General features: G+C 62.2%; 9 protein-coding genes. 5 read left to right on the forward strand and 4 right to left on the reverse strand.

Annotated elements, in window-relative coordinates; translation table 11 throughout:
* Nucleotides 1-23 precede the first annotated feature (23 nt).
* The 5 genes from AACY13_RS03775 (at nt 24) to AACY13_RS03795 (ending at nt 4,464) form a co-directional block, all read left to right on the forward strand.
* A complete protein-coding gene (locus tag AACY13_RS03775; RefSeq protein WP_339459405.1) occupies nt 24-755 on the forward strand; it encodes a HugZ family pyridoxamine 5'-phosphate oxidase in 732 nt (243 codons plus the stop codon).
* A 63-nt stretch (nt 756-818) separates the two neighbouring features.
* A complete protein-coding gene (locus AACY13_RS03780) occupies nt 819-1,268 on the forward strand; it encodes an FxsA family protein (RefSeq protein WP_339459407.1) in 450 nt (149 codons plus the stop codon).
* A gap of 246 nt (nt 1,269-1,514) precedes the next feature.
* On the forward strand, nt 1,515-1,808 hold the full coding sequence (locus AACY13_RS03785) for a co-chaperone GroES (protein ID WP_325509595.1): 294 nt from the start codon (nt 1,515-1,517) through the stop codon (nt 1,806-1,808).
* A gap of 59 nt (nt 1,809-1,867) precedes the next feature.
* A complete protein-coding gene (groL, locus tag AACY13_RS03790) occupies nt 1,868-3,511 on the forward strand; it encodes a chaperonin GroEL (RefSeq protein WP_339459410.1) in 1,644 nt (547 codons plus the stop codon).
* A 728-nt stretch (nt 3,512-4,239) separates the two neighbouring features.
* Nucleotides 4,240-4,464: a hypothetical protein gene (locus tag AACY13_RS03795; RefSeq protein WP_339459412.1), complete on the forward strand. Its 225-nt coding sequence runs from the start codon at nt 4,240-4,242 to the stop codon at nt 4,462-4,464.
* A gap of 203 nt (nt 4,465-4,667) precedes the next feature.
* On the opposite strand, the gene AACY13_RS03800 is transcribed toward AACY13_RS03795, so the two are convergent.
* The 4 genes from AACY13_RS03800 to AACY13_RS03815 form a co-directional block, all read right to left on the reverse strand.
* On the reverse strand, nt 4,668-7,715 hold the full coding sequence (locus AACY13_RS03800) for a multidrug efflux RND transporter permease subunit (protein WP_339459413.1): 3,048 nt from the start codon (nt 7,713-7,715) through the stop codon (nt 4,668-4,670).
* 26 nt (nt 7,716-7,741) lie between these two features.
* Complete coding sequence (locus AACY13_RS03805) at nt 7,742-8,851, reverse strand: efflux RND transporter periplasmic adaptor subunit (RefSeq protein WP_339459414.1); 1,110 nt, start codon at nt 8,849-8,851, stop codon at nt 7,742-7,744.
* A gap of 190 nt (nt 8,852-9,041) precedes the next feature.
* The gene (locus tag AACY13_RS03810) at nt 9,042-10,667 is read right to left on the reverse strand and encodes a methyl-accepting chemotaxis protein (RefSeq protein ID WP_339459415.1); all 1,626 of its coding nucleotides are present in this window, start codon (nt 10,665-10,667) and stop codon (nt 9,042-9,044) included.
* A 356-nt stretch (nt 10,668-11,023) separates the two neighbouring features.
* Entirely contained in the window at nt 11,024-12,118 is a 1,095-nt protein-coding gene (locus tag AACY13_RS03815; protein ID WP_339460002.1) for a DUF1513 domain-containing protein, read from the reverse strand.
* Between the last annotated feature and the right edge of the window lie 7 nt (nt 12,119-12,125).

A 12,125-nucleotide genomic window follows, 5' to 3' on the forward strand; every position in this document is an offset into this window, starting at 1 on the left:
GATTCTTTGCAAGGAGTCAGATTGTGAGCGTGAAAGCCGGCAAGCATGCCCGAGAATTGCTGCTCAAGGAATACCGTGGCGTGCTCAGCACCCATTCCAAGGCCATGCCGGGCTTTCCTTTCGGATCGGTGGTGCCCTACTGTCTGGATGTCCGGGGCTGGCCGCTGATCCTGATCAGCCGTATCGCCCAGCACACCCATAACCTCAAGCAGGACGGCAAATGCTCGCTGCTGGTGGGCGAGCGCGGGGCCGAGGACGTGCAGGCAGTCGGCCGTCTTACTCTGCTCGCGCATGCGCGACAATTGCATGACGAGGCGCAGATCGACGCGGCTGCGGCGCGCTATTACCGCTATTTCCCTGATTCGCAGAACCATCACCGCGTGCACGATTTCGACTTCTGGCAGCTGGAGCCGGTGCGTTGGCGCTATATCGGCGGTTTTGGCGCGATTCACTGGCTGGACCAGGTGGCGCTGGCCAATCCCTTTGCCGGCGACAGTGAAGCCGATATGCTCGCGCACATGAACCGCGACCATGCTGCCGCCATCGCCCATTATGTCGAGCTGGCGGGGTTGCCCGGGCATGCCCCGGCCGAACTGGTCGGCATCGACAGTGAAGGTTTTCATCTGCGTATCGGTCAGGGCCTGCACTGGCTGGGGTTTCCAACATCCTGTAACAGTCCGCTGGAGGTGCGCCAGGCCCTGGTAGCGCTGGCCCGTGCTGAAGTCTGGCCGACCGGCGGTCAGGCTTCAGCTTGAATTCAGCCTAACGCCCCATACTTCTGTTTCATAGGAAGCTGATCTTCCGTTAAGGAACCTTTGATGCGCGCTTTTCTGTTTTTATTTCTGCTGTTTCCCATTATCGAACTGGCGCTGTTGATTCAGGTCGGTAGCGCCATCGGCGTGCTGCCCACCCTGATGCTGGTGATCGGCTCCGCGATTCTCGGCAGCATCCTGCTGCGTATCGCCGGGGTGGCCACCGCGTGGCGCGCCCGTGAGCGTCTGGCCCGTGGCGAATTGCCCGAGCAGGAAATGCTCGAAGGCCTGCTGATTGCCGTCGGCGGCGGTCTGTTGCTGCTGCCGGGCTTTATCAGCGACATCTTCGGCGTGTTCTGCCTGATTCCCTTTACCCGTCGTCTGCTGGTCAACAAGCTGAGACTGCGTGCAGCCGAACAGGCCATGCGCCAGCGTGCCTTTTTCGATGATCAGGCTGCCCACTCCGGCCCTGCCCGGCCCCGGGTGCTGGAAGGCGAGTACGAGCGGCGCGACTAGACTGGTTGGCTGTCCCGGGCCTGTTCGGGCCTGTTGCGGGGGTGCCGCGCGGCAAAAAAAATCGGCTGCTGCCCTTGAAATCATCCGTATCGCCCTTATGTAGCGGACACCGCAAGGTTTTCTGTCGTTTCGGCAGATCAGACTTCAGCGTTGCGCCTGGCGTAGCGCTACCGGCCTCGCCGGATTTTGCTAACCCGCCGGTGCATACACCGGCCGCTGTAAACCACCTATTGGGAGAGATCGACAATGAAGCTTCGTCCTCTGCATGACCGCGTCGTAATCCGTCGCAGCGAAGAAGAAAAGAAAACCGCCGGCGGCATCGTGCTGCCAGGCTCCGCTGCCGAGAAAGCCAACAGCGGTGAAATCCTCGCTGTCGGTACCGGCCGCGTGCTGGACAACGGTGAAGTGCGTGCCCTGGCCGTTAAAGTCGGCGACAAAGTGGTGTTTGGCCCTTACTCCGGCAGCAACACCGTCAAGGTTGACGGCGAAGACCTGCTGGTAATGAGCGAGAACGAAATTCTCGCTGTAGTTGAAGGTTGATCTCAGCGCCCCGTCGCTACGAATTCCGCTCTATTTGAACGAATCAAGGAATAACCATCATGGCTGCTAAAGAAGTTAAATTCGGCGATTCCGCCCGCAAGAAAATGCTCACTGGTGTCAACGTTCTGGCTGACGCAGTAAAAGCCACCCTCGGCCCGAAAGGCCGCAACGTGATCATCGAGAAGAGCTACGGCGCTCCGACCATCACCAAGGACGGCGTTTCCGTTGCCAAAGAAATCGAGCTGAAAGATCGCTTCGAGAACATGGGCGCGCAGCTGGTCAAAGACGTTGCTTCCCGTGCCAACGATGACGCTGGCGACGGCACCACCACCGCCACCGTTCTGGCTCAAGCCATCGTCAACGAAGGCCTGAAAGCCGTCGCTGCCGGCATGAACCCGATGGACCTCAAGCGCGGCATCGACAAGGCGACCATCGCCATCGTTGCTGAGCTGAAGAAGCTGTCCAAGCCTTGCGCTGACACCAAGGCCATCGCTCAGGTCGGTTCGATCTCCGCCAACTCCGACACTTCCATCGGCGAAATCATTGCCGAAGCCATGGAAAAAGTCGGTAAAGAAGGCGTGATCACCGTTGAAGAAGGCTCGGGCCTGGAAAACGAACTGTCGGTTGTTGAAGGCATGCAGTTCGACCGTGGTTACCTGTCCCCGTACTTCATCAACAAGCCGGACACCATGGTTGCCGAGCTCGACGCTCCGGCGATCCTGCTGGTCGACAAGAAGATCTCCAATATCCGCGAACTGCTGCCAGTTCTCGAAGCTGTGGCCAAGTCCGGCCGTCCGCTGCTGATCGTGGCCGAAGACGTTGAAGGCGAAGCCCTGGCGACTCTGGTTGTGAACAACATGCGCGGTATCGTCAAAGTCGCTGCCGTCAAGGCACCAGGCTTTGGTGACCGTCGCAAGGCCATGCTGCAGGATATCGCTGTTCTGACTGGCGGTACCGTTATCTCCGAAGAGATCGGTCTGAGCCTGGAAAGCGCCACCCTGGAGCACCTGGGTAACGCCAAGCGCGTGATCCTGAGCAAAGAAAACACCACCATCATCGACGGTGCAGGCGTTCAGGCGGATATCGAGTCGCGCGTCCTGCAGATTCGTAAGCAGATCGAAGACACCTCGTCCGACTACGACAAAGAGAAGCTGCAAGAGCGTCTGGCCAAACTGGCTGGCGGTGTTGCCGTGATCAAGGTCGGTGCTGGTACCGAAGTTGAAATGAAAGAGAAGAAAGCCCGCGTTGACGACGCCCTGCACGCGACCCGCGCAGCCGTTGAAGAAGGCGTGGTACCTGGCGGTGGCGTGGCTCTGGTACGTGCTCTGCAGGCCATCAGTGAGCTGAAAGGCGACAACGCCGATCAGGACGTGGGTATCGCTCTGCTGCGTCGTGCTGTTGAAGCACCGCTGCGTCAGATCGTTTCCAACGCTGGCGGCGAGCCAAGCGTTGTGGTCGACAAGGTCAAGCAGGGTTCGGGTAACTACGGCTTCAACGCCGCGACCGACACCTACGGCGACATGATCGAGATGGGTATTCTCGATCCGGCCAAGGTTACTCGTTCGGCGCTGCAAGCTGCAGCTTCGATCGGCAGCCTGATGATCACCACCGAAGCGATGATCGCCGAAGTGGCTGAAGACAAGCCGGCCGCTGGCGGTATGCCAGACATGGGCGGCATGGGTGGCATGGGCGGCATGATGTAAGCCAGCCCGGCTCCCGCAGGCCGCCATCAGGCGGCTTGCACGCTGTTTAGAAAACCCCGTGCCTGTCACGGGGTTTTCTTTTGTGGGTGCCCCTCTGGCTTGTGTCCATGGGGCCGCTGCCGGCATCGGCGGTGATGAGTGCTGTGCGCTTGCCTGCGTGTGCAGGGCCGAGCCACTCCTGAAAAATACGCTCCTGTATTGCCGCCAGCCGGGGCGTGCCTTTCCCGCAATCGTCTTGCACGACCGCTGGTATGCCAAAGCGGTACGTCAATTGCTTTGTCTTTATCGGGCTTACCGGACTGGAGCCTGTCAATTCGGGGCGATGCTGGCCAACAGCGTGACCCCATCCTGTGTTGATCCCACCTGGATGTGCTCTGGTATGCGGTTATCCCCGTACCCGGGGAAGTTATTGTCGCGACTTTTGCATGATGCGCGCCTCTTAAAATTGATGGTTCTATCCAGCGCGGCGCTGATTCCGATGGGCAATTAAGTGACTCTGCACTGTTACCCGTGCACCAATTGCGCGTATCACGTCCGGCGGTTGAACCTTTTGGGCGGGGCGTGCTCGAAGTTTGGCTGTGTTGTTTGCTTGCCGATCAGGATGATCCGGGCTGCGTTTGTCGGAATTCCGGCAGTAACGACCGTCTATCGCCTAGGGCGACGGAATGGTCATCGGTGATCTAGGTTAAACAAACAGCGTTTGGCAGCGCTATCAAGAGGTTGCAGTGATGAAGTTAGAAATCGCACGAGGTTTGTTTCTCGCTGGCGCACTCAGTGTGGCGTCGCTGGCGGCGGCGGCCTGGCATGAGCCGGGCACCCAGGTGATCAGCCCGGACGAGGAGGGCTACAGCCCAGTACCGGCGACGGTGCGAGCGGACAAGGTGGTGCGCCCGGATCAGGATCTGTTGCTGTTTATGTTCGGTCTGTTACAGGGCAAGGGCCCGCAAGGCTGAATCTCCGCCTGCGCCCACCGGTAAAAAAGCTGCCAGTGGTCATGCTATTCACATAAGAAAAATGCCGCTTCCCCCTTACCTGGGAAGCGGCATTTTTTTTGCGCTCAGAGCCGTAGGATGGAGCGTCCCCTAGCCTATGTCTGCCACCCTGTGGGCCATCGCAGGACGACGGCCACATCTCTCCCAGGCGTTTTCTGCGGCCGTCAGTGAGCGTTGGCCGTTTCTGCCGACGCATCCGGCTGCGCCAGCAGGCTGTACACGCAGGGCAGCACGAACAGGGTGAACAGGGTGCCGATGGACATGCCGGTGGCGATCACCAGGCCGATGTCGAAACGGCTGACCGCCCCCGCACCACTGGCCAGGATCAGCGGCACCATGCCGAAGACCATGGCCGCGGTGGTCATCAGTACCGGGCGCAGGCGGATGGCGGCGGCTTCCTCGACCGCGGCGCGGCGCGACAGGCCCTGGGTGCGGCGCAACTGGTTGGCAAACTCTACAATCAGGATGCCGTGCTTGGTGATCAGGCCGATCAGGGTTACCAGGCCCACCTGGGTGTAGATGTTCATGCTCGACCAGCCGAGAAACAGCGGCACCAGTGCGCCGCAGATCGACAGCGGTACGGTGATCAGGATCACCAGCGGGTCGCGGAAGCTCTCGAACTGCGCCGCCAGCACCAGGAAGATCAGCGCCAGGGCCAGGCCGAAGGTCAGGTACAGCGCACTGCCTTCCTGGACGAACTGGCGCGCTGCGCCGGCATAGTCGTAGGCGAAGCCGGCCGGCGCTTCCTCGGCCATGATCTGCTCCAGGGAGGCGATGGCCTCGCCCATGCTGACGATGCTCACGCCCTGGATGATCGCCGAGTTGAGCTGCTGGAACTGGTTGAGCTGGGTCGGCCGTGCGCGGTCGCTGACCGTGACCAGGGTCGACAGGGCGAGCATCGCACCGCTTTCGCTCTTCACGTAGTAGCTGCCGAGCCAGTCCGGGTTGTCGCGGTAGGCGCGCTCGACCTGGGCGATCACCTTGTAGCTGCGGCCGTCGATGGTAAAGCGATTGATCTCGCCTTCGCCGAGCAGGCTGGCCAGGGTCTGGCCGAGGTCCTGCATCGACACGCCCATCTGCGCAGCCTTCTCGCGGTCGATCTCCACCAGGATTTCCGGCTTGTCGAAGGCCAGGTCGACGTCCAGGAAGGCGAACTGGCCGGACTCCATGGCGCGTTGCTTGACCCGCTCGGCGACCTGCAGCAGCGACTCGTAATCGTTTGGCGTGTTGATCACGAACTGGAACGGCAGGCCCTCGCCCGTACCTGGCAAGGAGGGCAGGTTGAAGCCGAAGATCTGCAGGCCGGGGATCTGTGCCAGGCGGCCCTGAACCTCGGGCAGCAGCTCCATCTGGGTGCGTTCGCGCTCGTTCCAGGGCGTCATCAGAAAGCCGCCGATGCCCGATTGCACACCGTTGAAGCCATTGATCTGGAACGAGGAGTAGTACTCGGGGAACTCCTTGAAGATGTCCACGAACTGCTCGGTGTAGGCGTTCAGATACTCCAGGTTGGTTGGCTGCGGGGCGTTGGCCATCATAAAGATGATGCCCTGGTCCTCGTCGGGGGCCAGTTCGCTCTTGGTGAAGGTGAGCAGCACGGGGATCAGCAGCAGCACGATCAGGGCGAACACCAGCACCACCGGGCGAGTCTCCAGGGTGCCGTGCAGGGCGCGCTGGTAGCGCTGCTTGAGTCGGTCGAAGATGACATCGAGGCGGTGCGCCAGGCCTGTGGGATTCTCCTCGTGGCGCAGCAGCTTGGCGCACATCATCGGCGACAGGGTCAGGGCGACGATGCCGGAGATGATCACCGCGCCGGCCAGGGTCAGGGCAAACTCCTTGAACAGCGCGCCGGTCAGGCCTTCGAGAAAGCCGATCGGGGCATACACCGCTGCCAGGGTGATGGTCATCGATACCACCGGTATAGCGATCTCCCGTGCCCCTTCGATGGCGGCATCGAAGGGCGTCTTGCCTTCCTCGATATGGCGGTGGATGTTTTCCACCACGACGATGGCATCGTCCACCACCAGGCCGATGGCCAGGACCATGGCCAGCAGGGTCAGCAGGTTGATCGAGTAGCCCATCAACTGCATAAAGAACAGTACGCCGATCATCGACAGGGGGATGGTGATAACCGGGATCAGCACCGAGCGCAGCGCGCCGAGGAACAGGAACACCACCACGATGACGATCAGTACCGCTTCGAACAGGGTCTTGACCACCTCGTCGATGGAGGCCTGGATAAACAGGGTGGCGTCGTAGGCGATGGATACCTTGAGGTTGGGCGGCAGTTGGGCCTCCAGTGAGGGCATGATGCCGCGTACTTCCTTGATCACATCCAGCGGGTTGGCCCCCGGCGTGCCCTTGATGGCGATATACACCGAGGGGGTGCCATCGAAGGAGCTGATCGAGTCGTAGCTTTCCGCGCCCATCTCCACCCGTGCCACATCGCGGATCAGCACCCGGCTGTCGCCGACGGTCTTCAGCGGGATGGCGGCGAAGGCCTCGGCGGATTTCAGCTCGGTCTCGGCGTTGAGGCTGGTGACCACGAACTCGCCCTTCATCTCGCCGGCGGCGGCGAGGAAGTTGTACTGGCGCACCGCATCGTTGACGTCGCCGGCGGTGACGCCGTAGGCGGCCATCTTCACCGGGTCGAGCCACAGACGCATGGCGAATACCTGGTTGCCGAGGATCTCGGCCTCGGCCATGCCCGGCAGGGTGGCCAGCTTGGGCTGGATTACCCGGGACAGGTAGTCGGTGATCTGCGGGTTGGACAGCTCGTCGCTGTAGAAGCTGATATACATCAGCGCCGTGGAGTCGGCGGCTTCCTTGCTCAGTACCGGGTCTTCGGCGTCCTGGGGCAGCTGGTTCTTCACCTCGTTGGCCTTGGCCAGCAGCTCGGTGAACAGCCGGTCGCTGTTGGCCCCGATGCGGGCGTAGATCGAGATGATCGAGACGTTCTGGCGGCTGACCGAGGTCATGTAGTCGATGCCGTCGGCACTCGCCAGGCTCTGCTGCAGCGGCTGGGTGATATAGCCCTGGATGGTCTCGGCGTTGGCCCCCGGGTAGGCGGTGGTCACCGTGATCAGGGCGTTCTCCATCTGTGGGTACTGGCGGATGGTCAGCTTATTGAACGCCTGCAGGCCGAGCAGGATGATCAACAGGCTGACCACGGTGGCCAGCACCGGGCGACGGATAAAGGGGTCGGTAAAAGCCATAAGTAATTTCCTTTAAGCCGGCGCGCTTACTCGGCGCTCGGCTCGAGCGGTGCGTCGACAATGGCGACATGGGCACCGTTATCCAGTTTCAGTTGGCCGGCGGTCACCACCTGTTCGCCCGCTTGCAGGCCCTTGAGGATGACCACCTGGCCTCGACGCCGCTCGCCGGTTTCGACGAAGCGGCGTTGCACTTGCAGTTGCGCCGGGGTGTCGCCCTCGGCGGCCTGTTCCTCGATCACGTACACCGAGTTGCCGTACAGGGTGTAGGTGATGGCGGTTTCCGGCACCACCACCCGCACCGGCTGTTCCGCCAGCAGCACCTGCAGGTTGGCGAACATGCCCGGCAGCAGCTTGCCGTCGGGGTTGTCGAGCATGGCGCGGACCTGTACGTTGCGGGTGCTGTCTTCGACCTTGGGGTTGATCGCGGTTATTGCGCCTTCGAACGACTCGTCCGGGTAGGCGGCGACACTCAGGCGCACGCGCTCGCCGAGGACCAGCTTGGGTACGGCCTGCTCCGGCAGGAAGAAATCGACATGCAGCTTGGACAGGTCCTGCAGGGTGGCGATGATGGTGCCGGACGACAGGTAGTCGCCAACCTCCACCTGGCGGATGCCGATGGTGCCGGCGAAGGGGGCGAGGATGCGTTTCTTGGCCAATAGCGCCTGCAACTGGGCGACGCTGGCGTTGGCCTTCTGCAGGCTGGCCGAGAGCCGATCGAACTCGCTTTTGGAGATGCTCTGGCGGTTGACCAGGCTGCGCCCGCGCTCGAATTCGACCCGCGCCAGGCCCAGTTCGGCCTGGGCGGTGCCCAGGCTGGCCTGTTCGACATCGCTGTCCATCTGCAGCAGCGGCTGCTTGAGACTGACCTGCTCGCCGGAATTGAACAGCATCTCGCGCACCGTGCCGCCCACTTCCACGGTCAGGTCGACGCCCTGAATCGCCTTGAGCGTACCGATGGCCGGCAGGCGAGTCTGCCACGGCTGCTCGACGGCCTTGGCCGCAGACACGCTGATGGCCGGTTGCGGAGCCGAGAACATCTGAATTTCTCGGTAGATGGAGAGGCCTTTCGAGGCGGCGAGGGCGAGTACCACGAGGAGCACGACGCCCAGCATGATCAGCATGCGGCGGAGCAACATATTCCGGTTCCTTGGCAGGGCAAATGGGGCCTGGGAATAGGCAAGACAGGCACCTTAGACCGAGTGCAAGGGCCTGTCAAAGATTCGCATTTGCAAAAGGCTGCTGGCCTTTTCGCGGCTGATCAATGGGTCAGTTATTAAGCAGAATGCCGGCATCAGCCGGCATTTTATTTGCGGGATGTATGCCGGCTCAGGCACTCAGGCGTTGAGTGACCTCACTGAGTTGCCCGGAAAGCTTGTGCAGGTTCTGTCCGGCGCTTTCGGTGCGCTGCACGTTTTCCTGGTTGGCGGTGGCGATGGCGGTGATCTCGGTGAGGTTGCGCGAGATGTCCTCGGCCACCGAGGTCTGCTCCTCGGCGGCGGTGGCGATCTGCCGGTTCATATCGCGGATCGCCTCAACCGCGCCGGTGATCAGTTGCAGGGTGGCACCGGCCTCGGTGACCTGGGTTACGCCTTCCTCGCTGCGTTGCTGGCCGCTTTCGATGGCGCGTACCGCATTGACCGCTCCGGTTTGCACGGTGTCGATGATTTGGTGGATCTCGGCGGTGGATTCGGCGGTGCGTTGCGCCAGGGTGCGTACCTCGTCCGCTACCACGGCAAAGCCGCGGCCCTGTTCGCCGGCGCGGGCGGCCTCGATGGCGGCATTGAGCGCCAGCAGGTTGGTTTGTTCGGCAATGCCGCGAATCACTTCCAGCACTTTGCCGATACGCCCGCTATCGGCCTCCAGGCGACGGATAACCTCGGAGGTGTTGCTGATCTCTCCGCGAATATCGGTGATGGTCTTGATGGTTGCCTGCATCACGGTTTCGCCCTGGCGCGCGGCGCTGTCGGCATCGTCGGCGGCATTCGCCGCCTCGGCCGCGTGGCGCGCGACTTCCTGGGCGGTGGCAGACATCTCGTGCATCGCCGTGGCCACCTGGTCGGTGCGCGAGAACTGCTCGCGGGTGCCTTGGGCCATCAGGGTGGCAATGGCGTTGAGTTCGCCACTGGCGATGTCGAGGTCGGCGGTGCTGCGCTTCAGGCGGGTAAAGGTGTCGGCCAGGAAGTCGCGCAGAATATTCGCGGCCACGGCCAGGTGGCCCAGTTCGTCCTGACGACTCGCATCTACCTGCTTGTCGAAGTTGCCCTGGCTGAGCTGCGCGATATGGGCGATCAGTTCGCGGATCGGGTTGATCAGGTTACGGTTGACCAGCCACAGGCTGAACAGGGCGATGATTAGGGTGGCACTGAGCATGCCCAGGGTACCGACCAGTATTGTACGGTCGGCCGCAGCGTTGATCAGGCCGGCCTGATCGAGGCTTTGCTTGTGCAGTTCTTCGGCGAGCGCGTCCATTTGCTGGGTTGCGTGGCGGTCGATACCGGATACCGCTTTGTCGCCGGCTTTGGCGTCGGCACCGGCGGCAATAAAGGCATCACGACCTGCCCGGTATTTACCGCCCAGGCTCTGGTGTTCGCTGCGCAATGCCTCGATCTTGCCTTTGAGGGTCGGGTCATTGCTGGCCAATGTGCTCAGTTTGCCGAGCGTGTCCTGCACCTTGCGCTCTTGCGCCTCGAACTGGCTCCAGTATTTATCCAGCTGAGCCTTGTCGCTACCGCGCAGCAGTACGTTTTTCCATTCCTGCACCTGGGTTTTGAAGTTCAGGTTGGCGACGTCGATCAGGGTCGACTCCTCCAGTGGTCCCTCAAGCAGGCCGCGATAGTTCTGCAGGCCGCTGGATAGGAAGCTGAAACAGACCAGGGCGGTGATCAGGATCAGTGCCAGACTGCCGCCGAGCAGGGCGAGGATTTGTGCGCGCAAGGATTTTTGCAGAAACATGGGTGAGATCCCTAAGTAGATAGATGGCGAACTCCAGCGACGCGCCTGGCGTGTCTGCGAATATCCTTATCGACTGGTATCAACTGGGCCCGATTGCCTATCAGCAATCGGGTTGTCAGCCAGTATAGATCGGCTCTGCGGCAGCGTTCTTTAGCCTGCCGCAGGCGTGTTACAAACGTAGGAATGGTAGGGCGAACAGCCTAGCGCCGGGCTTTCAGAACCTGCTTGCGCTCTCGCGAGCTAGAGACCTGCAAGGCAAAAACAGGCGAGGAAGCGGAGTGTACTTTTGTACATGAGCATTCCGAGCCTGTTTTTAACGCAGCAGGGCCGAAGCGCAGCAGATCGTAAACAGGTTCTCAGGCCAGGCGCAGGTGGTTGTCCCATAGCCCGGCGGGTAGTTGCAGGGGCTGGGCGGTGATTGCGTTGCGGCGGCAGTCGTACAGGCGGCAACGGCCCATGCCGCTGCTGACCACAAAGCCTTCGGCCACCGCGCCCACCCCGGCGCAGTCGGCCAGTGGTGCATCGAGGCGCAGCTCGGCGCTGTCCAGGTCCCAGATAAACACCCGGTTGCCGCGCGGGGCGGTCAGGGCCAGCAGGCGCAGCTCGCTGTGGATCGCCACACTGGCGGTGTACTGATTCATCAGCTGGCGCTGCGCCTCGGCCACCGGGAAGTGCTGGAAGGGCTGATCGGGGCGCTTGATCGCCAGCAGCGGCACCGCGTCGCTGGCAGCGCCCATATATTGCTGGCCGCTGACGATAGTGCCGTCGCTGGCCACGGCCATATGCCGCACACTGTTCATCCGTTCGGGCAGCTGCTCCTTGCTGATCAGGCTGCCGTCGCGGCGCAGCAGCACCAGACTGGACGCCATGCTGTCGAGGTTCATCTCCACCCGGCTGTCGGCTTCGGTGCGGATGCCGCCGTTGGCCACCGCCAGGGTTTCGCCGTCCGGCAGCCAGAGCAGCTGGTGCGGTCCAATGCCGTGCGTCGATAGCTCGCCGGTGCGCTGCAACTGTTCGCCTAGCAGGCGATAGACGCCCAGCACGCCGCGACCGGGCTCGGAGGTGTCGTTCTCGGTGGCGTACAGCCAGTCGCCATCCTTGTGGAACACCGCATGGCCGTAGAAGTGGCGTTGCTCGGGGGCGTGCAGGGTCTGCAGCAGGCGGCCGTCGCGGGTGTCGATCAGGTAGCTCTGGGTACTCGGGCGGCGGCCGACGAACAGCGCCATCGGCAGAAACGGGTGGCCGATCACATCGTGGCAGCGTTCGCTGACCTGGGTGGCGAACACCTGGTTGCCATCCAGGCGGTAGCCCACCGCGAAGTGTTTGCCGGCGCTGTCGTTGCGCGCCGACAGCAGCAGTGGCTGCGGGCCGCTGTGCAGCAGCGTCCAGCCGCCGAAGGTGGTGGCGGCCAGGGCGGTGGCCCCCAGGCCGAGAAAGGCGCGGCGGTTTATCGGCATG

The organism is Pseudomonas sp. EA_105y_Pfl2_R69 (assembly GCF_963970915.1).
Lineage (GTDB): Bacteria > Pseudomonadota > Gammaproteobacteria > Pseudomonadales > Pseudomonadaceae > Aquipseudomonas.